16 protein-coding genes and 1 rRNA gene are annotated in these 21661 nt (G+C 59.3%); 1 reads left to right on the forward strand and 16 read right to left on the reverse strand.

Annotated features, from left to right (window positions below; genetic code table 11):
* Window positions 1–871 (reverse strand): 16S ribosomal RNA (locus tag EH55_RS12075); the annotation flags it as partial.
* A 267-nt stretch (window positions 872–1138) separates the two neighbouring features.
* On the opposite strand from EH55_RS12075, the gene EH55_RS12080 reads away from it, so the two are divergent.
* On the forward strand, window positions 1139–3445 hold the full coding sequence (locus EH55_RS12080; protein ID WP_051682889.1) for a transglycosylase domain-containing protein: 2307 nt from the start codon (window positions 1139–1141) through the stop codon (window positions 3443–3445).
* Between the two features lie 45 nt (window positions 3446–3490).
* Here EH55_RS12080 and EH55_RS12085 read toward each other — a convergent pair whose 3' ends face one another.
* The 15 genes from EH55_RS12085 to EH55_RS12155 all read right to left on the reverse strand — a co-directional run bounded on the left by EH55_RS12085 (window position 3491) and on the right by EH55_RS12155 (window position 21639).
* Entirely contained in the window at window positions 3491–4528 is a 1038-nt protein-coding gene (locus EH55_RS12085; protein WP_328286391.1) for a deoxyguanosinetriphosphate triphosphohydrolase, read from the reverse strand.
* Window positions 4529–4641: 113 nt separating this feature from the next.
* Window positions 4642–7278: a pyruvate, phosphate dikinase gene (gene ppdK / locus EH55_RS12090; RefSeq protein WP_037978263.1), complete on the reverse strand. Its 2637-nt coding sequence runs from the start codon at window positions 7276–7278 to the stop codon at window positions 4642–4644.
* Window positions 7279–7405: 127 nt separating this feature from the next.
* Window positions 7406–9460: a glycine--tRNA ligase subunit beta gene (glyS, locus tag EH55_RS12095; protein WP_037978265.1), complete on the reverse strand. Its 2055-nt coding sequence runs from the start codon at window positions 9458–9460 to the stop codon at window positions 7406–7408.
* Entirely contained in the window at window positions 9460–10359 is a 900-nt protein-coding gene (gene glyQ, locus EH55_RS12100; protein ID WP_037978268.1) for a glycine--tRNA ligase subunit alpha, read from the reverse strand. Before glyQ ends, glyS begins: the two co-directional genes overlap by 1 nt.
* 50 nt (window positions 10360–10409) lie before the next feature.
* Window positions 10410–11123 (reverse strand): DNA repair protein RecO, encoded by a 714-nt coding sequence (recO, locus tag EH55_RS12105; protein WP_037978270.1) that lies wholly within the window; start codon window positions 11121–11123, stop codon window positions 10410–10412.
* Window positions 11120–12037 (reverse strand): GTPase Era, encoded by a 918-nt coding sequence (gene era, locus EH55_RS12110; RefSeq protein ID WP_037978273.1) that lies wholly within the window; start codon window positions 12035–12037, stop codon window positions 11120–11122. The genes recO and era overlap by 4 nt, the downstream gene beginning before the upstream one ends.
* Window positions 12021–12464, reverse strand: a complete 444-nt coding sequence (locus tag EH55_RS12115; protein WP_037978276.1) for a cytidine deaminase — start codon at window positions 12462–12464, stop codon at window positions 12021–12023. Before EH55_RS12115 ends, era begins: the two co-directional genes overlap by 17 nt.
* Entirely contained in the window at window positions 12454–12960 is a 507-nt protein-coding gene (gene ybeY, locus EH55_RS12120) for an rRNA maturation RNase YbeY (protein ID WP_051682890.1), read from the reverse strand. The genes EH55_RS12115 and ybeY overlap by 11 nt, the downstream gene beginning before the upstream one ends.
* Window position 12961: 1 nt before the next feature.
* Window positions 12962–15121 (reverse strand): HD family phosphohydrolase, encoded by a 2160-nt coding sequence (locus EH55_RS12125; protein WP_037978278.1) that lies wholly within the window; start codon window positions 15119–15121, stop codon window positions 12962–12964.
* Entirely contained in the window at window positions 15075–16070 is a 996-nt protein-coding gene (locus EH55_RS12130) for a PhoH family protein (RefSeq protein ID WP_037978279.1), read from the reverse strand. The genes EH55_RS12125 and EH55_RS12130 overlap by 47 nt, the downstream gene beginning before the upstream one ends.
* Before the next feature lie 15 nt (window positions 16071–16085).
* Complete coding sequence (locus EH55_RS12135; RefSeq protein ID WP_037978280.1) at window positions 16086–16319, reverse strand: NifU family protein; 234 nt, start codon at window positions 16317–16319, stop codon at window positions 16086–16088.
* Between the two features lie 16 nt (window positions 16320–16335).
* Window positions 16336–17139: a nucleoside triphosphate pyrophosphohydrolase gene (mazG, locus tag EH55_RS12140; protein ID WP_037978283.1), complete on the reverse strand. Its 804-nt coding sequence runs from the start codon at window positions 17137–17139 to the stop codon at window positions 16336–16338.
* Complete coding sequence (gene mfd / locus EH55_RS12145; RefSeq protein ID WP_051682891.1) at window positions 17132–20281, reverse strand: transcription-repair coupling factor; 3150 nt, start codon at window positions 20279–20281, stop codon at window positions 17132–17134. Before mfd ends, mazG begins: the two co-directional genes overlap by 8 nt.
* Window positions 20268–20852 (reverse strand): aminoacyl-tRNA hydrolase, encoded by a 585-nt coding sequence (gene pth, locus EH55_RS12150; RefSeq protein ID WP_037978292.1) that lies wholly within the window; start codon window positions 20850–20852, stop codon window positions 20268–20270. The genes mfd and pth overlap by 14 nt, the downstream gene beginning before the upstream one ends.
* Before the next feature lie 118 nt (window positions 20853–20970).
* A complete protein-coding gene (locus tag EH55_RS12155; protein WP_037978296.1) occupies window positions 20971–21639 on the reverse strand; it encodes a 50S ribosomal protein L25 in 669 nt (222 codons plus the stop codon).
* Window positions 21640–21661 lie beyond the last annotated feature (22 nt).

Below are 21661 nucleotides of genomic sequence, written 5' to 3' on the forward strand. Positions count from 1 at the left end.
AGTCTTGCGACCGTAGTCCCCAGGCGGGACACTTATCGCGTTAGCTGCGGCACGGAGTAACTGCTTACCCCACACCCAGTGTCCATCGTTTACGGCCAGGACTACCGGGGTATCTAATCCCGTTCGCTGCCCTGGCTTTCGCACATGAGCGTCAGTCTTGTGCCAGGAAGCCGCCTTCGCCACCGGTGTTCCTCCCGATATCTACGCATTTCACCGCTACACCGGGAATTCCGCTTCCCTCTCACATACTCTAGATTATCAGTTTCAACTGTGATGCAAAGGTTGAGCCTCTGCCTTTTACAGCCGACTTGATTATCAGCCTGCGTGCGCTTCACGCCCAGTAATTCCGGACAACGCTTGCCACCTACGTATTACCGCGGCTGCTGGCACGTAGTTTGCCGTGGCTTTCTCTTGCGGTACCGTCACTCGCTTCTTCCCGCAAAACAGGGCTTTACATCCCGAAGGATTTCTTCACCCACGCGGCGTCGCTGGGTCAGGGTTTCCCCCATTGCCCAATATTCCCCACTGCTGCCTCCCGTAGGAGTCTGGACCGTCTCTCAGTTCCAATGTGGCCGGTCAACCTCTCAGTCCGGCTATCCGTCTTCGCCTTGGAGGGCCTTTACCCCTCCAACTAGCTGATGGAACGCGAGTCTCTCTGTTACCGGATCGCTCCTTTTACCTCTCGGCTTATGGGGTATTAGCTGACGTTTCCATCCGTTGTCCCCCTGTAACTGACAAGTCCTCACGCGTTACTCACCCGTCCGCCACTAAAATCATGTCTAAGCAAGCTTCTACATGATCCCCGTTCGACTTGCATGTGTTAGGCGCGCCGCCAGCGTTCGTCCTGAGCCAGGATCAAACTCTCCGTTTGATGCTGACATCTCATTCGCTGGAATTAACTTGGTAATTCTTTTATCTCTTATACACCGTATTCTATTGACATGGTTCGGTCGTTGATATTTCTCAAAAAATGTCTCGTATCGACGACAAAAGGTATTGTATTACGCTTTCCTCAAAAAAGCAACCCCCGATTTTTGATTCCAGCCCGTTTTTTTGTTGACCTCAGCTTTCTTTGTTTGCCGACGCTTTATGATATAATGCGCTGATAGAAGGTATTTGCCGGAGGTATTTTTTGACTATGTCTTCAACTGCCCGTCAAGACACCGATTTTTCTATAGAACATAAGCCAAAGAAAAGGCCCTTTATCCTTTCGTTCTTCTCCTCCCTTCTGCTCCTTGCTGTGCTGCTTTGCGCGGCCGGCGCGGTCGCGATGATATTTTTTCTGAAGGACGTCACCTCTTCGCTTCCCTCTTACCAGGATATGCTGGATCATCAGCCGAGCCTCGCCACGACTCTCTACGACAGAAACGGAAAGGTGATTACGCAGCTTTTCCAGGAAAACAGGACGTGGGTGAAGCTCGACGCGGTCTCTCCGTGGATGGTGAAGGCCATCTTGGCCGCCGAAGACAGCTCTTTCTACGAGCATTCCGGCATAAGGCCGGTCGCCGTCATCCGCGCCGGGCTCGTCGATATTTTTCACAGAGGCGCGAAGCAGGGCGCGAGCACTATCACGCAGCAGCTCGCAAGGAATCTTTTCCTGTCGAGCGAGAAGACTATTATAAGGAAGGCCAAGGAGGCTGTGCTCGCCCTGAGGCTGGAGCGCATCTACACCAAGGACCAGCTTCTTGAGATGTATTTGAATACCATTTATATGGGGCACGGCGCCTACGGTATAGAGGCGGCGGCGAAAACTTATTTTGGGAAGCAGCCTAAGGAGCTCGGGATAGACGAATCGGCAGTTCTTGCAGGGCTGGTCGCCGCACCTGAAAAGTATTCGCCTTTCAGGCACGCAAAGAATTCGCATGTGCGCAAGGCTTACGTTATGCGCAGGATGCTCGACCTCGACTGGATATCCAACGAGGATTACAAGAGGCTGATAGATAAAAAGCCGGCGCTCGTGAAGCGTAGGAACAGGGAGACGAGTTCGCTTTCTCTCGACGGAGCTCCTTATTTCGTTTCGTACATTCTTTTCAATCAGCTGCTGCCGGTCTACGGCACGGATAAAATTTACCGAGGGGGGCTGAAGATTCATACGACGATCGACCTCGACATTCAGCGAAAGGCCGAGGAGATCGTTTCAAAGATGCCGCACGAGGGCGCGCTCGCGGCCATCGATCCGAACACGGGGGAGATCATCGCGCTCGTAGGCGGGCGCGATTTCAACAAGAGCAAGTTCAACCGCGCGACTCAAGCGTACAGACAGCCGGGCTCCGCTTTTAAACCGTTCGTCTACGCCGCCGCGATCGAGCAGGGCTATCGCGGAATCGATCACATCCTCGACGCGCCTCTCGAATTTTCAAACGGTTGGTCGCCGACTAATTACTCGTCGAACAAGTACGACGGAGAGGTCACTTTGATGACGGCGCTCGCTAAGTCTATCAACACCTCCGCGGTGCGCCTCGCGCAAATCGACGGCATAGAGCGCGTGGCGGGGATCGCGCGTCGCCTCGGCATCACGACGCCCTATCTGCCCGACGATCTGTCGCTTGCGCTCGGCTCGGCGAGCCTGACGCCGCTCGAGCTGCTCGTCGCCTACTCGGCCTTCGCAAACAACGGCTATCGCGTGAAGCCTTACTCCGTCAGAGAGGTCCTTTCGCGCAACGGCGACTCGCTCGAACAGAACGGACCGAGCATGGAGAGCGAAATTTCTTCGACGACGGCGGTAGAGGTGCGTTCGATGCTTCAGCAGGTCACGGCGTGGGGAACTGGGACGCGCGCTAAGATAGACGGCTATGAAACCTTCGGCAAGACGGGGACGACGAACGATTACACCGACGCGTGGTTCGTCGGAGGCGTGCCCGGGCTCGTCGCCGTAGTCTACGTCGGCAATGACGACCACAAGCCGCTCGGCGGACGCTCGACTGGTTCGGTGGCGGCTCTGCCTGTGTGGAGGGAGTTCGTTTCCTACGCCGTCGCTAAGATGAATTTGCCAGCGACCTTCTCCGTCCCTGCCGACGCGGAGGTGGAGGCTGTGAGCGTCTGCCGCAAAACGGGCTTTCTCGCAGCGCCGGGCTGCCAGACGGTAACGCTTCTTTTGCCGCAGGGTCAGGCGCCTTCGGCGACGTGCCCCTGGCACGGCGGCTCGAGCCTGGAGGCGCACTCAGACGAAAACGCCCCCGTTCTGTTGCTCGCGCCGGTGGACGACGAGATATCCGCAGAAAGGTATGCGATGAGGCTGCAGCCAAAGTCGAAGCCGATGTCTTCGGACGGTGGAGCGCCGGCAGAGGCGGAAACGGTGCCGCTTCCGCAGAAGAAGCCCTCGCTAAACGAGCCGGTGAAGCTTCCGAGCGCAACGGCCGACCCATATAAGAAAGATCCAAGCCAGATGAGCGAGATGGAAGCGAAGTATCAGCAGCTGCTGAAAAAGTATAAGCTCATCGAATAATATTTTAATATTTTTTGCCGCAGGCCGGCCGCGCTATCGCGGCGTTCAGCGGGCCTTCGGTATCGGCCAGGGGCTGGGGACGAACCTCTCCTGAAAGAAGTGCAGCGCGTAGCGGTCCGTCATGCCGGATATCATGTCTACAGCCTCCTGCGGCGAGCCGCCGTTAGTTTTGAGGCGCTCTTCAAAAAGGGCCGTGAGCACGTGCTCGACGCGCGAATCTTCTATCTGCGCGTTGGCGCGCGCGTAGACGTGACGGTATAAAAAACCGCGCAGCCTTTCTATGTAGGCTAGCATCTTATCGCTGAATTTTATTTCGCGCGCGCCGCTGTTCGCTATCACGTCGATTATCATGTCGTTGATTCTTTGGGAATTCGGAATCGAAATGATTTCCTCCATCTCGGGCGCAAGCGCGTCTCTGTCGATAAGGCCGGCGCGCAGCGCGTCGTCTATGTCGTGATTGAGGTAGGCAAGGGAATCGGAGACTCGCACGACCCACGCCTCCATCGTCGAGGGGTTCGCCAGCCCGTAGCCGGAGCGCACGTCGACCTGTCCCTTCGAATGCTGCAGTATGCCCATGCGGACTTCCCAGCTCAGGTTGAGCCCACGTCCGTCCTTCTCCAGCCTATCGACGACGCGCAGGCTCTGAGCCGCGTGATGAAAGCCCGCAAGCCCATGTTTTTTCGCGAGCTCGTTGAGGACCTTTTCGCCCATGTGGCCGAAGGGCGTGTGTCCGAGGTCGTGTCCGAGCGCTATCGCCTCGGTGAGGTCTTCGTTGAGGCGCAGCGCGCGCGCAACGGTGCGCGCTATCTGCGAGACTTCAAGCGTGTGAGTAAGCCGCGTCCTGTAGTGGTCGCCTTCTGGCAGCAGCAGCACCTGCGTCTTATATTTCAGCCGGCGGAACGATTTGCAGTGGATTATCCTGTCGCGGTCACGCTGGAAGCAGGTGCGCACCGCGCAGGGCTCTTCTGTCCTTTCGCGCCCGCGGCTCTCGGCGGAGAGGCACGCCTGCGGCGAAAGTATTCGTCTTTCTATTTCTTCCCAGCGTTCGCGTATCGTCATCTTTCCTTCTCCGTAATTTTTCATTTTTCCCGCCCATATTATGACAGCCAAAGCAGGCGGACGCAACGGTAATTGAAAGGCCGCGCCCGAAAAGGACGCGGCCCTTGTATTATATTTTCGTCAGCCGTTTAAAGCGCTTATTTGATCGCTCCGAGCGCCGCGAGCGCGGCCGAAAGCCTTGCTACCGGGACGCGGAAGGGGGAGCAGCTCACGTAGTTGAGGCCGAGCTTGTTGCAGAAGGCGATGCTCGACGGGTTGCCGCCGTGTTCGCCGCAGATCCCAAGCTTGATGTCGGGGCGCACGGAACGCCCCTTGGCCGCGGCTATCTCCATCAGGGCGCCGACGCCGTCGCGGTCAAGCTGCGCGAAGGGGTTTTCTTTGAATACGCCCATCTGGACGTATTCTGCGAGGAATTTTCCCTCCGCGTCGTCGCGCGAATAGCCGAAGGTCGTCTGAGTGAGGTCGTTCGTGCCGCAGCTGAAGAACTGCGCGTATTTCGCGAGCTGGTCCGCGACCAACGCCGCGCGCGGCAGCTCTATCATCGTTCCGACCAGATATTCGAGCTTCACGCCGCTCTCTTCGATGATCTTCGCTCCGACGCCGTCGACGAGTTCGCGCATCGCCTTCATCTCGAACTCCGTCCCGACGAGCGGGATCATAATGTCGGGGATTATACGCAGTCCCCTCTTAGTCAGCTTGCACGCGGCGTTGAATATCGCGCGCGCCTGCATCTCGTAAATCTCTGGGTAGATCATGCCCAGGCGGCAGCCGCGGAAGCCGAGCATCGGGTTCTGCTCGTGCAGCTCGCGCGCGCGGGCCATCGTCGCGCTTATCTTCTTCGCCTCAGCGCCGTTCGGGTCGCGCTTCGCAAGCGCCTTTTCCAGCTCCGGTATCTTCGGCAGGAATTCGTGGAGAGGCGGGTCAAGGAGGCGGATCGTCACAGGCAGGCCCTGCATCGCCTCGAATATTCCCAAGAAGTCCTCCTCCTGCATTTTTTCGAGCTTATCGAGCTGAGCCACGCGCTCTTCCTTCGTCGTCGCGACGACCATCGCTTCCATTACCGGGATGCGCTCCGCCGCCATGAACATATGCTCTGTGCGGCAGAGGCCGATGCCCTTCGCTCCAAAGTCGCGCGCGCGCTTCGCGTCTTCCGGCGTGTCCGCGTTCGCCCACACATGGAGCTTCGCTATCTTGTCGGCCGTCGCGAGCAGCTCGCGGAAGTTTTCGTCGAACTTCGGCTCCATCAGCGCCATCTTGCCGAGGATGACTTCGCCGCTGCTTCCGTCGAGCGTGAGGATGTCGTCCTTCTTCACCGTTACGTCGCCTACGGTGAATGTTTCGGCCGCGAGGTCGATCTTCACCGCTTCGGCGCCGGAGACGCACGGCTTGCCGAGGCCGCGGGCGACGACCGCCGCATGGCTGGTCATTCCGCCGTGGCTCGTGAGGACGCCCTGCGACGCAAAAAGCCCGTGGATGTCGTCCGGCGTTGTCTCCGGACGGACGAGGACGACCGCTTCGCCCTTGCCGCCGCGCTCGGCCGCTTCGTCGGCGTCGAAGACGACCCTGCCGACCGCCGCGCCGGGCGACGCGGGGAGCCCCTTGACGAGCACATCGTGCTTCGCCTTGGCGTCGATCTGCGGGTGCAGCAGCTGCTCAACCTGCTCCGGCGAAACGCGCGATACCGCCGTCGCTTCGTCGATGAGGCCCTCGTGCAGCATTTCGACGGCGACGCGGACGGCGGCCGCGGCGGTGCGCTTGCCGTTGCGCGTCTGCAGTATGTAGAGCTTGCCGCGCTCCACCGTGAATTCTATATCCTGGGCGTCGCGGTAGTGTTTCTCAAGGAGCTTCGCGATGCGGTGGAATTCGCGGTAGACCTCCGGCATGTCCTTTTCAAGCGCCGCGATGGGCACTGGCGTGCGTATGCCGGCGACGACGTCTTCGCCCTGAGCGTTGATGAGGTATTCGCCGAAGAGCTTGTTTTCTCCGGTCGACGGGCTTCTCGTGAAGCAGACGCCGGTGCCGCAGTCGTCTCCGAGGTTTCCAAAGACCATCGTGACGACGTTGACGGCCGTACCGTACTCTTCGGGAATCTTGTTTATCTTGCGGTAGGTGATGGCGCGCGGCGTGTTCCAGCTGCGGAAGACCGCGTCGATCGCGAGGCGGAGCTGCTTCCACGGATCCGTCGGGAATTCGCGGCCGGCCTCTTTGACGATCTCTTTGTAGTCGGCCACGAGCTTCTTGAGTTCGCCGGCGGGAATCTGATAGTCGGCCTTCACTCCGGCGTTTTCCCTCGCCTTCGCGAGGCGTTCTTCAAACTTAACTATGTCCACGCCCAAGACGACGTCGGAGAACATCTGGATGAAGCGGCGATAGCTGTCGTAGGCGAATCTTTCGTCGCCGGCGGATTTCGCGAGAGCTGCGACCGTATCGTCGTTGAGTCCGAGGTTCAGTATCGTATCCATCATGCCGGGCATCGATACGGGGGCGCCGGAGCGCACCGAAACGAGCAGCGGGTCTACGGAGGCGCCGAACTTCTTCCCGGCGAGTTTCTCCACTCTGGCGACGGCCGCCTGGACGTCCTCCCATATGCTCGCTATAAAATCCTTTTCCTCCCAGTATTTGTGACACGCTTCCGTCGTTATGATGAAACCCGGAGGCACCGGGAGCCCTATTCTCGACATCTCAGCCAGATTGGCTCCCTTTCCGCCGAGCAGCGTCCTCATATCGGCGCTGCCCTCGCAGAAGTCATAGATGTACTTTTTTGTTGTCCGCATTACTTTATCCTCCTACTCAATTGCCGCAACGCCACACGCGTTAATCGCGGCAAGAATCTTGCCGCGGCGGCCGCTTCGCTGCACTGAGTTCGCACGGCGGCCGCCGTAATTGTAAATCCCTCCGCTGCTATTTAAGTATGCTGAAGTCTCCTATATGCATGAAGAAATTCTGACATTCCCCGAGCAGGGCCAGGCGGTTCGCGCGGATCTGCGGGTCCTTGTCCATGACGAGGACGTCGTTGAAGAATTGCGCTATGACGGGGGCCAGCTCCGCCATCGTCGCGGCGAGCTTCTCCCAGTCGCAGCCGGCAATGGCGCTCTTCGCTGCGGCGGTCAGTTTGCCGAGCTCCCCATATAATTCTTTCTCGGCGTCCGCCGAGAGCTTCGAGGCGTCTACAGCGCCGGGCTCCTCTTCGGCTTTCGAAAGGAGATTCTTCACGCGCACCGCGGCAGTGACGAGTTCGGCGAACCACTCTTCGCCGCTGGCCTTAGTAAGCACCTCGGAGAGGCGGAACATCTGAAGCGGCCTATTCGGCACGGTCTGCATCGCGAGCGCGACGGCCTCGTGGCTCTCTCCCTTTTCGCGGAGCTGGACCTGCTGGCGCTGCGCGACGAAGGCCTTTAATTTCTCCAGGCGCTCCGGCGCGAGCTCAAGCTGCGACGCGGCCATCTCCAAAGCTTCGTCCATATCCACGTCCAAAGAGAGCCCCCAGAGGAGCTCGTTGATCGTCCTCGCCGCGCGGCGAAGCCCGTAGGGGTCCTGGGACGAGGTCGGTTCGAGCCCTATCTTGTATATCGCGGCGAGCGTGTCGAGGCGCTCGCCTATGCCGAGCAGAGCTCCCGATATACGCGAAGGTAGCTCGTCGCCGGCGAATCTCGGCAGATACTGCTCGTAGAGGGCGAGGGCTACTTCTTCGGGCTCGCCGGCCTTGCGCGCGTATTCGCGCCCCATCACGCCCTGAACGTCTGAGAATTCGTAGACCATGTTCGTGACGAGGTCGGCCTTCGCAAGGTCGCAGGCGCGCGAGAGCACCGCGCGGTCGACGTCGCTGCCGAGGTCGTCGGCGAGCTTCAGCGTTATCTTCTTTATGCGCTGCACCTTATCGTAAACGGAGCCGAGCTGCTCCTGATAGGTAACGTTTTTAAGCTCTTCGGCGCGCTCGTCCAGCGACTTCTGCTGGTCTTCCTTCCAGAAGAAGGCCGCGTCGTAGAGGCGCGCGCGCAGAACTCTTTCGTTGCCTTCGCGCACGACGTTCATATCTTTCGCGCAGTTGTTGCTGACGCCGATGAAGTTCGCCATCAGACGCCCCTTCGCGTCGTGAACGGGGAAGTAGCGCTGGTTCTTCGCCATCGAAAGGATAAGGACTTCCTCCGGTATTTCGAGGAATTCCCTGTCGAAGCCGCCGTAGAAGGGGATGGGATATTCGTTCAAGTGAACGTTCTCTTCGAGCAGTTCGGGATCTACCGTGACCTTCGCGCCGAGCTCCTTTTCTATTTCGGCGATTCCGGCGAGTATCATCGACTTGCGCTCTTCGGGATCCGTGATGACGGAGTTTTCGCGCATCGCCGAGGCGTAAGAAGCGGCGTCTTTTATGAGTACGGAACAGCTTCCCATGAACCTGTGCCCGCGGGAGAGGTTTCCGCTCTTTACGCCGCCGAATTCGACGCCGACGACTTTGTCTCCGTAAAGCGCGACTATCCAGCGCACGGGGCGCGCGAAGCGGACGTTTTTATCGGCCCAGTACATGCTCTTTGGGAAGGAGAGGCGGCGCATGAGCCTTTCGAGTATCTCCGGAAGCAGCGACATCGTCGCTTCGCCGGCGGTGCGCTTCTCCGCGACGACATATTCTACGTTTCCTATCTCCTGTATCTTCAGCTCGGATACGTCGACGCCCTTGCCGCGCGCAAAGCCCTGCGCGGCTTTCGTGGGGTTGCCTTCCGCGTCGAAGGCGGCGGCTTTCGCCGGGCCCTTGAAGGTCTCCACGGCGTCCTCCTGCCTTTCGGCCAGGTCGACGGCCGTCAGCACTAGGCGGCGCGGCGTGCACTGCGCCTTTACCCCTCCATGCGGGATGTGGGCTGCGGCGAACTCCTCCTCCGCGAACGCGGCAAGGTCGGCCAAAGCCTTCGGCATAAAGCGCGCCGGTATCTCTTCCGTTCCTATTTCAAAGAGAAGGTCTGCCATTATTTCGCGCCCCCCTTTTCGTATTCGTCGAATTTTCCCATGAGCGGATGCCCCATTTCTTCGCGCTGCTTCACGTAGGCCTGGCAGCACGCCGCCGCCAGGGTCCTGACTCTGCCTATATAGCCGGTCCTCTCCGTGACGCTTATCGCGTTTCTCGCGTCGAGCAGGTTGAAGGAGTGCGAGCACTTCAAAACGTAATCGTAGGCCGGCAGCACGAGCCCGGCTTCGAGCACGCGCTTCGACTCCGCCTCGTATTTGTTGAAGAGGCTGAAGAGCATCTCCGTGTCGGCGATCTCAAAGTTGTAGGTCGAATGCTCTACCTCGCCCTTGTGGTGGACGTCACCGTATTTGACGTCTCCGACCCATTCGAGGTCGTAGACGTTGTCGACCTTCTGCACGAACATCGCGATTCTCTCAAGTCCGTAGGTAAGCTCTGAAGGAACGACATCCATGTCCATCGAGCCCATCTGCTGGAAATACGTGAACTGCGTGATCTCCATGCCGTCGAGCCAGACCTCCCAGCCGAGCCCCCAGGCACCCGTCGTAGGGTTTTCCCAGTCGTCCTCGACGAAGCGGATATCGTGCTCCGCTGGGTCTATCCCGAGCACCTTCAGGCTTTCTATGTACAATTCCTGAATGTCCTCCGGAGCCGGCTGTATGATGACCTGATACTGGTAGTAGTGCTGAAGCCTGTTCGGGTTCTCCCCGTATCTCCCGTCCGTCGGCCTTCTTGACGGCTCTACGTAGGCCACGCGCCACGGCTCGGGGCCGAGGACGCGCAGGGTGGTCGCCGGGTTCATCGTACCGGCGCCGACCTCTATGTCATAGGGCTGCTGAATCACGCAGCCCTGGGAAGCCCAGAAATGTTCAAGACGCATTATTAATTCCTGAAAGTTCACGCACTTTGCCTCCTTTGGTCGGTGCTGCCTTTTCTCAATAATTTGCTATTTTATCTCATATTGGCGAAATATGGCGAAAGTAATTTGATATTCTTGAGAAAATTCTCGTTTTTGCGAGGCTCCTTCGACCAGAGAAGAAATTTCTCGTGCGGCAGCAGCGCGGCCGCGCGAAGTTCCGCAAGCTCGGCGGCGTCCATACTCAGCCCGCCGTTTTTCGCGCAAGAGGCGCAGAAGACCCCCTCCTTCGTCATGACTCCGCGGCCTGAGAGGCGCGTCCCGCAGGAGGCGCATATATCGTAAGAGGGCGCGAGCCCCATCAGATTCAAAAACTTCCAAGTGTAGCGGAACTCGACGGCCGCCGGGGGGCATTTTTCGCGCAGCTGCACGAGCGCGCTCCACAAAGCGCGCAGGAGCGCGTCGTTCTCGCAGCCGGTCGGAGCCTCCCTCGCGGTCAGCTTATAGAGCCGCATCGCGCATAGCAGCGTACCGCCGCTTTCGCGCAGCGTCAAAAAATCCTCCCTGACCTCGGCGTCCTGAAGATATAGTTTTGTCGGGCTCTGATATAGGGAGTAGCGCGCCCACGTCAGCGGCTCGGTGGCGCCGCCGAAGCGGTTCTTCGCGTTCGCGCGCGGCGCCCCCGCCCAGCGCGGCCCGAGCTCCCGCATGAATATCAAAATGGACTGCCCCTCTTTCGCCGAATCTTTGCGCAGAAGGACAGTCCCCGTCTTTGTGTAATAACCCTGAGGCAGATGCGCGGGGATCAACTGCGGTACCCGAGGCGGCGCAGCTCTTCGGGAGACTTGCGCCAGCCAGGTTTTACCTTGACCCAGAGCTGAAGGAAGAGCTTATAGCCGAGGCGCTCCTCGAGCTCCCTGCGCGCCTCACTGCCTATCTGCTTCAGCATCGTCCCGTTCTTTCCGATGATGATTCCCTTCTGCCCGGGACGCTCTACTATCACCGTCGCGCGAATCGTACAGAGCTTTTCCCCGGGATGCTCATCCGGGCTTTTGAATTCGTCGATCAGCACCGCGACGCTGTGCGGGACTTCCTCGTCGGTGTGACGGAGGATCTTTTCGCGTATGACCTCGGAGGCCAGGAAGCGCTCGGTCGAATCCATCAGCATATCTTCCGGATATATCGCCGGCTGCCGCGGCAGCAGCGCGCTTATCGCGGCGGCGAGCTCTTCGAGCCCCCTGCCTTTGTTCGCAGAGAGCGGCGCGACGGCGGCGGGCTTTATGAATTTTTCGTAAAGGGCGACCGCCTTTTTATAATCTTCCGCCCTCGCGAGCTTGTCGATTTTGTTGACCGCCAGAACGACGGGGCGGGAAAGCGACGCAAGCATCTTTAAAATGATCCCGTCCTTCTCGCCGACGGCCCTGTCCTGCGCTTCGACGACGTAGCAGACGACGTCGACGGACAAAAGAGCCTCTTCGGCCTCTTTCAACATGAAGCCGCCGAGCGCGTGCTTCGGCGCGTGGATGCCTGGCGTGTCTACGAAGACGATCTGCTCGGACGCCGTTGTGTAGATGCAGCGCACCGCGTTGCGCGTCGTCTGAGGCTTCGGCGAAACGGCCGCGACTTTTTCCTTGAGCAGCGCGTTTATTATCGACGATTTGCCGACATTCGGACGTCCGAGCAGCGCCGCGAAGCCGCAGCGGAAATCACTTTCCGCGCCCATCATGCGCCCCTCCGCGCGCGTCGTCAAGCGAAAAGGAAAATGGCAGCAGCTCTTTCAGCGGGTAAATTTTCGGCTCGCCGCCATCCTCGAGTATCACGGACATATGCGGATTGAACTCGGCTAAGAACTGCCGGCACGCGCCGCACGGCGGACAGAACATCCCGTCCTCCCCCGCGACGGCGAGCGCTACGGGCTTCGTCAGCCCCTTTATGACCGCCGCGGCCATAGCGCTGCGCTCGGCGCAGATAGAAAGGCTGTAGCTTGCGTTCTCGACGTTGCAGCCGCAGACGGTCTCTCCGTTTTCGAAGAGAAGAGCGGCTCCCACGCGAAATTTTGAATAGGGCGCGTAGGCCATTTTCCTTGCCTCGGCGGCCTTTTCGAGGAGTTTTTTCGCGTCGGCCGCGCCGACCGCGGCTTTAGGCGCCATTCTCGCGCACCTCTTCCTCCAGAAAGCGCGCGACGAGAGAGTCCTGCGCCCTCCACATCGCCTCGCGCTCCCCGTCGTCAGCGTGGTCGAAGCCGAGAAGGTGCAGGAAGCCGTGGCAGATGACGAGCGCCGTCTCGCTCTCCGCACTTTTTTCGTTTTCCTCCGCGTTCTTCGCAACTATCTCCGGACAGACGATTATATCGCCGAGCGGAAGCGAAGCCCAGCCCTCGGGAGGCGCGAACCCCCCCCGCCCATCCTCCCACATCGGAAAGGAGAGCACGTCGGTAGGTCCCGACGTCTTGCGGTATTCCGCGTTCATCTCCGCCATCTTATCGGCGTTCGCGAGGACGAGCGAAATTTCGCACTCCACAACGGCTTCGGGCAGAAGCTTTTTTCCTTCGAGATATTCGGAAAATATTTTTTCAAGCCTTTGAAGCTTCTCTTCTGACAACGCGCAAGCCTCACAGGAAAGCCCGCATCTTATGACCGCCTTCATTTCATTTGTCCTCTTCCTTTTTTTCTTTTTCCTCTTCGCCGTCGCCGCTCTGAAGCAGCGCTGCTCCCATGTCCCGCGCCGTAACGTCGTCGACCTGTTCGCCGCGCTTCAGCTTCGCTTCCTTTATTATCTCCTCGATGTTTTTCACCTCGCGCGAATGGTAGGTCGAACGAAGCACCTCCATGAACGCTTCGGCTACCAAGGACATCTCCCTCATGGTAAAATCGACGTCGTTGAGCTGCTGAGCTTCGACCTTGCTGCGTATCACCTGAATGATGAAATCAGAAAGCTCCTTGCCGTCCGCGAAGGGCTTGTTGCGCCCTTTGACGGCGGCTTCGACGGAGTCCGCGAGCATCACGAGGGCCGTCTCGCGCGACTGAGGGCGCGGCCCTGGATAGCGGAACTGCTCTTCCGTCACGTTTTCGCCGAGGGCCTTCGCCTTCTCATAGAAATATCTCTGCAGCGTCGTGCCGTGATGCTCGCTGATGAAGCACCGCAGCGCCTTCGGCAGGTTCGTCTGCTGCGCTATCTCCAGCCCCTCTCGGACGTGTGATATGAGCAGGCTGCCGGAAAGCGTCGGCGGCAGCCTGTCGTGGATGTTTTTGCCAGGGCGCTGATTCTCGACGAAGTACTGCGGGTTCTTCAGCTTGCCTATGTCGTGGTAATAGGCCCCGGCGCGCACTAGCAGATCGTTCATGTGCAGCCTGTCCGCCGCCGCTTCGGCGAGCGTCGCGACCATCAGCACGTGATTATAAGTTCCCGGCGCCTCCATCTGCAGGCGCTTGATGAGCGGCTGCGACGGGTGGCTGAGCTCGAGCAGACGCAGCGGCGAAAGTATATCGAAGATATTTTCCCAGAGCGGCAGCAGCGCGATGACGATGGTCCCCCAGACCGCGCTGAAGAGTATCGTCGCAAGGATGAGGTTGTAATTGAAATAGAGGCCGAGCCCCCAGTGTATGCCTATCGAAGCGGCGCCGAGGCAGAGGCCGAGAAAGAAGAGGTTGCGCCATATCGTGATTCGATGGTTCGGCGGGTCGATGAAGAGGACCCTTCCCACGCTCGCCGAAACGGCCGCAAGGATGCAGCCGAGACATACGATTCCCGGGTTCGTCCCGTAGGCGATGATTACGCTGACGACTCCTCCGCCGAAGATGACGTGGAAGGAGAGCGAAACGGGCAGGGTGAGACAGAGCCAACCCGTCAGGCCGAGCACGGCCATCGAGTAGCCGCCGAAGCGCGCGAAGACGACCTCAAGCGTCCATACTACCGAGATGACGACCGCGATGTAGACCCATTCGCGCAGAGAGAGCTTCTCGCGCAGCCCTCCCGCGATCCATACGGGCCAAAAGCTCCATACGGCGATGACGCCGAGGATGAAGATGAGATGTTTCCACGGGAAGGCCGCGTCGGGGTAGCCCTGCGACGCGAGCAGCTTAGCGAGCGACGGAGTGACGACCTGCCCTTTCTGAACGAGTACGGAGCCGGTGTGTATCTCCTTTATGACCGAAGGTATCTGAGAAGCGACGTCCTCGCGCAGCTTCTGCACCATTTCGCCGTCGGACTGCAGCGACGGGTTGAGGACGACGTCGAGCATTTGGAACGCGATATTGCGCTCCGACTGAGTGAGCGCGGATTCTTTGAGATATTTCCAGATAAGGGCGGTCTGCTGTTCTCTGTCCGTGGACTGATTTTGGACCTTGCGCCCGATTTCCACCGCGCTGCCGACTATGGCCTTCCGCGACTCCTCGCTCTGCTTGCCGAATATGCGCAGCAGCGGCTCGTTGAAGAGCTGCTGGTAGGAGCCGTCCTTAAGGAGTTCGAGACGGCGCGAGACCTCCGACGCTATTTTTTCATCCTGCACCATCACGTCGATGATTCGCGACGCGGCGCGCTGCCGTAGCTCAAGAGTCGCTGCGCGGTCCTCGTAGCGCGCGGATGTCAAGGCCAGATAGACGCGCTTCGAAGGCATGCCTATCTGATAATTTTCCAGCCTGTCGAACAAATACCAGTTGATACTGACGAGCAGCGCGGCCACGACGAGCAGGATGGCGCAGAAAATTATAAGCTGCCTCTTTTCGCGCAGAAAGGCGAGCTTCGCGACAAAAACCTTTATGTCATCTTTCAGCTTGTTTTTCCGCTCTTCGCCTGTCATAGTCTTCATAAGCCCTCACGATCCTCTGAACTATCTCGTGCCGTACGACGTCGTCGTCGCCGAGCCTTATGAACTCGACGCCCGGGATATCCTTCAAAATATCCTGCACGACCTTTAGTCCCGATTCCTTCGTCCCGGGCAGATCAACCTGCGTTATATCGCCCGTAACGACGGCCTTTGAGCCGAAGCCCAGGCGCGTCAGGAACATCTTCATCTGCTCCGGCGTGGTGTTCTGCGCTTCGTCTAGGATGATGAAGCTGTCGTTGAGCGTACGCCCGCGCATATAGGCGAGAGGCGCGAGCTCTATCACGCCCTTCTCAAAGTAGCGGTCGAAGCGCTCCGCCGGGAGCAGATCGTAGAACGCGTCGTAAAGAGGGCGGAGGTAAGGCGCCACCTTCTCGTTCATATCGCCCGGAAGATAGCCGAGGCGCTCGCCCGCCTCGACGACGGGGCGCACGAGTATGATTCTGCTTATTTTAGCCGACTTGAGCGACGCGACGGCCAGCGCGGCCGCGAGATACGTCTTGCCGGTCCCCGCCGGGCCGATCCCAAAAGTTATGTCGTTGTCGCGTATCGCTCTGATATATTCCTTCTGCCCGCTCGTATAGGGGCGTATCGCCTTGCCCCTGTTGCTGACGCAGACGACGTCGTTGTAGAGCGAGCGCAGGTCGACGCTCCCACCGCTGCGGATGCTGTGGAGCCCGTAGCGCACCTCGGCGCTGTTCAGCTTATGTCCGGAAAGCGACAGCTCGGCGAACTGCATGAGAAGATTCTCTATTTTCGCGACGAGTCCTTCGTCGCCGCCCTTTATGGAGAGAGAGCTGCCCCGCGCGTAGACCTTGACGGGGAAGCTCTGTTCCACAAGGCGGAGGATCTCCTCGTGCTCGGCGAGCAACTTCACGACGGAAGCGTCGGTCAGCGATAAGAGATTTTCCGCCGATTCTCTTCCTTCTTTCATTACAAAAAAGAAAGGCTACGCCCTTTCTACGGCTTTGACTTCGGGGATGGCCGAAACTACCGTTTCTTCGACCATCATGCGAAGCGTTTCCAGCGCGAAGGGGCAGCTGCCGCATGCGCCTTCCATCGCAACGTAGGCCGTCGCGGTAGGTTCGTCGAACTTTACGAAAGTGCAGAAGCCGCCGTGCGACGCGAGCGCCGGCGAGACCTGGCTCTTAAGTACGTCTTTGATCTTCTCTTCTGTTGTCATGATGACTCCTCCGATTTTATTTGTTTGTTTTTGCTTTATTCCAGAATTCGTCGAGCTCGGCCAGTGTGAAATCATTCCACGGGCGCCCCGATTGCTCTACCGATTTTTCCACGCCGCGGAAGCGCCTGTCAAATTTTTCGCACGCGGCGTGCAGGTCTATCTCAGGGTCGACGCCGAGATGCCGCGAAAGATTCACCGCCGCGAAGAACAGATCTCCGAGCTCTTCGGCGATCTCCACTTTATCTCCGCCGGAAATCGCTTCCTTCAGTTCGGCAAGCTCCTCCTCCAACTTCGCAAGCACGGCGGACGTCTCTCCCTTAGGCCAGTCGAAGCCGGGCTTCGCGGCGCGCTCCTGTATGCGGTAGGCGCGCAGCAGCGCGGGCATCCCGCGCGGTATCCCCGCCATATAAGAGGAATCCTCCTCCTTGCCCCTGCGTTCAGCAGATTTTATCCGCTCCCAGTTTTTCAGGACGTCTTCTGAATTTTTTACGCTCGTTTCGCCGAATACGTGGGGATGGCGCCTTATGAGCTTGTCGGCGAGGCGCTCCATTACGTCGCGTATCGTGAAATCCCCGCGCTCCTCCGCCACGCGGGAGACGAAAATCACCTGAAGCATCAGGTCACCGCACTCCTCGCACATATTGGGGACGTTTCCGGCCTCGATGGCCTCTATCAGCTCGTAGGCTTCTTCGACTATGTAGCGCCGCAGCGACATGCAGTCCTGCTCGCGGTCCCACGGACAGCCGCCGGGCTCGCGCAGGCGCTTCATTATCGCGACGAGCTTAAGAAATTTTTCCGCGGTTTCCTTTTCCTTATCCATTGCGATCACTCCCGCTCTGCAATATTTTATCAGATAGGTGCGCGTTTTGTTCTATTATTGTCCGCGCCGCCTCTTTTATTCCGGCGAAGCCGCCGGGGCCGATAAATCCGTCGAGCCGCCTGCGCCACCTCGGGGGGAACTTCAGCCCTTCCCAAGCCGCGTCGGGCCTGCCTTGGAGCACGAGCTCGTAGCGGCTGCAGATCAGTTTAGTTATGCCTAAGGCGTACGAGGCGCCGCGGATGGCCGCGAGGCTGAAGAGGAAGTCGAGCTCGTTGGGAATCTTCCCGAAGCGGTCCTCCGTCTCTTCGCGCAGCGCTGTCGCCTCTTCGGCCGAATCGACCTTAAGCAGCCTCCTGTATAAAGTGACGCGCAGATTCTCCTGCGGCAGATAGTCGCCCGGTATCGAGACGGGGAAGGATATTTCTACAGCCAGTTGCTCGTGGTATCTGCCCTTTATCTTCGCTATCTCGTCGGCGAGCAGGTCGCAATATTTCTGATAACCTATCTTGCTTGCGTTGCCGTGTTGCGAGATTCCTATAAGGTCGCCGCCGCCGCGAATCTGCAGGTCGCGCTGCGCGAGCTGGTAGCCGGCGCCGAGCTCGTCGAGGTCGGCTATCGCTTCGAGTCTTTCGCTCGACTCGACCGAGATATGAGCCTCGGGCGGATAGAAGAGGAAGGCGTAAGCCTGGTCCTCCCGCCGCCCCACCCTGCCGCGCAGCTGATACATCTGCGCAAGTCCGAGCTCCTGCGCGTCGTCGACGATCAGGGTGTTCGCGGCGGGTATGTCGAGCCCGCTTTCGACGATTGTTGTGCAGACGAGCATGTCTACTTTTCCGGCGGAAAAATCCGCCATCGTCTTTTCCAGCGACGCCTCCGCCATTTTGCTGTGCGCGACCGCTATCGTGAGTTTCGGGAAGAGGCGCTTGAGCATCACGGCACGCTCCTGCAGGTCGCTTATCCTGTTGTGCACGTAGAATATCTGCCCGCCGCGGTTCTTTTCGCGCAGCACCGCGCTCTTCAGCAGCTCCTCGGAGAAGGGGCGGACGACAGTTATGACCGGCAGGCGTCTCTGCGGAGGCGTTTCGAGCACTGACATGTCGCGGAGGCCGCTCAGCGAAAGGGAAAGAGAGCGTGGTATAGGGGTGGCGGAAAGCATCAACACATCCACGCCGGGCGCCAGCTTCTTCATATGCTCCTTGTGCATGACGCCGAAGCGGTGTTCCTCGTCGACGATCACGAGTCCGAGGTCTTTGAATTTTACATCGTCGGCAAGAAGCCTGTGCGTGCCTATAAGAATGTCGACCTTGCCCTCCGCGAGCTCCTGCAAAATTTTCTTCTGCTTGCTCACGGCGATGAAGCGCGAAACGACCTCGACTCGCACCGCGGTGTTCGCGAAGCGTGCGCTGAAGGTCTCGAAATGCTGCCGCGCAAGCAGCGTCGTCGGCGTCATGATCGCGGTCTGCTTTCCCGCGAACACCGCCGTACCGGCCGCGCGGATCGCTATCTCCGTCTTGCCGAAGCCGACGTCTCCGACGACCAGGCGGTCCATCGGGACGCCGCTCGCCATGTCGCGCATGACGTCGTCTATCGCCTGCAGCTGGTCCTTAGTCTCCTTGTAGCTGAAGCTCTCTTCGAGCTCGCGCATCATCGCGCCGTTTTCCGGAAAGGCGAAGCCGCCGCTCACCTCGCGCTCGGCGTAAATTTTGACGAGCGCCGCAGCCGCCTGCTCCGCCATTGCCTTCGCCTTCGCAGCGGCTTTCTTCCAGTGCGACGTTTTAAGATTATCCGGCTTCGGCTCCTGCCCCGGCAGAGGCGACCACGGAGATATTTTGTAAAACTGCATCACGGGGATAAGAAGGCGCCGCTCCTCGGCGAATTGAAGGACGAGATACTCCTGCTCCCCCTCGGAGGTTTTGACTCGCTCGGAGCCCATATAGAGCGCGACGCCGTAGTCGTCGTGGACGACCCACTGGCCGCGCATGAGCCCGCTTCCCCAGTCCGACGGCGCCCTGTTTTCTATGCCGCGCCGCGCTACGGTGATTCCGGAAAGCTCAAGCTCGGTGAGCACCGCCGTTTTCGACGCGGCGTCGATAAAGCCCTCGCTCAACACGCCGCTCTTTGCGCCAAAGGAGTTCACGCGCGCCCATTCGAGGTTGCGCGCCGTCTCCGATACGACATTTATCTTGTATCCCTCTTTCAGCAGCGAAAGGCAATAATATTCGACATTCTTAAGCTTGCCCCTGAAGTTCGGAAACTGCGCAACAGGCATCCTGGCGATGCAGTTCTTTACGTCGGGCAGTATTCTAAGCCTTTTGAAGCGGGTGAGCACCGATAGGATGTCGTTCCAGGCGCGCCACTGAAGCTCTTCCCCGCTCTGCGCGTTTATGCTTCTGCTGAGCCACAGCGCGTTTTCGGCGGTCACGTCGAGGGCTGCCGGGTCAAAGAGAAGCGCCCTCATATCGTCGGGGAAAAACTTTTCGAGCCTGCTTTCGCTCTTTGAGACAAGGCTCTGCACCGAACATCTGCGCAGCCGGCGGAGGCTCATCTGGCTCTCCGGCAGGAAAAATCTTATATTTTCAACGTCGTCGTCAAAGAATTCTATTCTGAGCGGATAATCGTCCGAAGGGCTGAAGATGTCCACAACGCTCCCGCGCACGGCGTACTGTCCGGGCGTCCAGACGAGGTCGCAGCGTTCGTAGCCCTTCTGCGCGAGCCAGTCGGCGAGGCGGTCGCGCCCCGCTTCCTTTCCGCATTCCAGCTCAAGGTAGTCGGCCCCCGTCGAGAAGGGGGCCATCAGGGACGCCGGCGTCGCCGCGAGCACGCCTCCGCGGTATTTGAAATTTTCCAGCGCGTCCCCGCGGGCGAAGCGCTGCGCCCCGCTCTTCGAAGTGTCGTCGGCGAGCGTTATCTCCGGCAGTACCTTAACGTTCTCAAACACGCCGAGCGCCGCCGCGTCCGCCGCGAAGTCGCGCGCCTGACGCGCGTCGGGCAGCAGCGCGAGCAGAGGCTCCTCTATGCCGCGGCACACCCAGGGACGCATCGCCCCCTTGGAGGCGACGTGGACGCCCTTGTTCCGCAGCCACAGCTCTTCGTCCAGCTCGACGAGCGCGCCCGCCGAAATGTTTTTTTTATTCTCCGTCATTTAAGCGAAAACCGTTGGCCTTCGTCATGGCCTTGTCGATGCCTTCCCTTATCCAGAGTCCCAGCGCCTCCCAAGCGGCGTCCTCTATTTTGTGCCACTCCCTGCGTTGTTCCGGCGGAATTTTTCCGAGCACCCACTCTTTCATCTCCATTTTTCCCTCCGGCGAGCCCGTGCCGATTCTAAGGCGCGGCACGTCGAGGGTGCCGAGCGCCCCGAGAATCGATTTCAGCCCGTTCTGCCCCCCGGCCGAGCCGCTCTTGCGCATGCGTATCCTTCCGAAGGGAAGCGCGGAGTCGTCGGAGATTATCAGCAGATCGGAAAGTTCGATGTTACCGTAGCGCACAGCCTCCGAGACGGAGAGCCCGCTGAGATTCATGTAGGTGTGAGGCTCGAGGAACGCGACCCTTTCGTCGAAGCAGAGCGCCGGCCCCCAATATGCGCCGCGGAACTTTATCTGCGGCTCGTGAAGAGCGAGGCGCGCGACGAACGAATCCACGATGAGCCAACCGGCGTTGTGGCGCGTCCATACATATTCATATCCCGGATTCCCCAGTCCTACTATCAGCTTCATTTTTCCGCACCCGCCGCGCGGCCTCCGCCGCCGTGAAATAAAAGAGCGCAGCAGCCCGGCACAGTCAAAAGTGACGGCAGGGCGCCGCGCGCGGTTTTTTCCGATTTTGAGAAAAATATTATTCCTCTTCCTTCGCTGCCTTGCCCTTGGCGACGACTTCGACTTCCTTCGTCTCCTCTTCGGCCTCTTCCGGCGCGGGCTCTTCTTCGAAGGCTCTCACCGCCGCTATATGCAGTACGAGGGTATCGGGGTCGCTGAGGACCGTGACGCCCTCCGGTATCCGTATGTCTTTGACGAAAATTTCCGAGCCGATTTCCAGGTCCTGGGCGTCGACCGTGAACTCTTCGGGGATGTCGCTCGGCTGCACTTCGACGAGAAGCATGCGGGTCTTATGGGCGAGCAGCCCGCCCTCCTTGACGCCCTTAGAAAGCTCCGCGTTGACGACGCGGACGGGAATTTCGACCTTGACCTTGTGCCCTTTGAGCACCTGATAAAGGTCTATGTGGCGGATGGCGCGCGTGAGCGGATGGCGCTGCACGTCGCGGATAAGCGCGTTAGCGGTCGTGCCGTCGCTGATCGCGAGCTCTACGAGCGTCGTCTCCCTGCGCGCGCTGTTTGCAAGCGGCGTGATGAATTTTGCCGACACTGTGCCCGGAAGGCCGTTCTTGTAATCGGGGCCGTAAAGTACTACAGGGATGAGATTCTTCGAGCGGATCTTACGGCACGCCCCTGTGCCGGTGACTTCCCTCTTCGCGAAGTCGAGTTTGAGCGTCTGATTCTTAGCCATTGGCGTTTCCTCCTCAGAAATG

Source organism: Synergistes jonesii (genome assembly GCF_000712295.1).
GTDB classification, from domain to species: Bacteria; Synergistota; Synergistia; order Synergistales; family Synergistaceae; genus Synergistes; species Synergistes jonesii.

Excerpts from the sequence above, each read along its gene's own strand:
- EH55_RS12080 (WP_051682889.1), top strand. The coding sequence starts at position 1,139 with ATGTCTTCAACTGCCCGTCAAGACACCGATTTTTCTATAGAACATAAG.
- EH55_RS12085 (WP_328286391.1), bottom strand. The coding sequence starts at position 4,528 with ATGAAAAATTACGGAGAAGGAAAGATGACGATACGCGAACGCTGGGAA.
- ppdK (WP_037978263.1), bottom strand. The coding sequence starts at position 7,278 with ATGCGGACAACAAAAAAGTACATCTATGACTTCTGCGAGGGCAGCGCC.
- glyS (WP_037978265.1), bottom strand. The coding sequence starts at position 9,460 with ATGGCAGACCTTCTCTTTGAAATAGGAACGGAAGAGATACCGGCGCGC.
- era (WP_037978273.1), bottom strand. The coding sequence starts at position 12,037 with ATGGGCGCGGAAAGTGATTTCCGCTGCGGCTTCGCGGCGCTGCTCGGA.
- EH55_RS12115 (WP_037978276.1), bottom strand. The coding sequence starts at position 12,464 with ATGGCGCCTAAAGCCGCGGTCGGCGCGGCCGACGCGAAAAAACTCCTC.
- ybeY (WP_051682890.1), bottom strand. The coding sequence starts at position 12,960 with ATGAAGGCGGTCATAAGATGCGGGCTTTCCTGTGAGGCTTGCGCGTTG.
- EH55_RS12125 (WP_037978278.1), bottom strand. The coding sequence starts at position 15,121 with ATGAAGACTATGACAGGCGAAGAGCGGAAAAACAAGCTGAAAGATGAC.
- EH55_RS12130 (WP_037978279.1), bottom strand. The coding sequence starts at position 16,070 with ATGAAAGAAGGAAGAGAATCGGCGGAAAATCTCTTATCGCTGACCGAC.
- EH55_RS12135 (WP_037978280.1), bottom strand. The coding sequence starts at position 16,319 with ATGACAACAGAAGAGAAGATCAAAGACGTACTTAAGAGCCAGGTCTCG.
- mazG (WP_037978283.1), bottom strand. The coding sequence starts at position 17,139 with ATGGATAAGGAAAAGGAAACCGCGGAAAAATTTCTTAAGCTCGTCGCG.
- mfd (WP_051682891.1), bottom strand. The coding sequence starts at position 20,281 with ATGACGGAGAATAAAAAAAACATTTCGGCGGGCGCGCTCGTCGAGCTG.
- pth (WP_037978292.1), bottom strand. The coding sequence starts at position 20,852 with ATGAAGCTGATAGTAGGACTGGGGAATCCGGGATATGAATATGTATGG.
- EH55_RS12155 (WP_037978296.1), bottom strand. The coding sequence starts at position 21,639 with ATGGCTAAGAATCAGACGCTCAAACTCGACTTCGCGAAGAGGGAAGTC.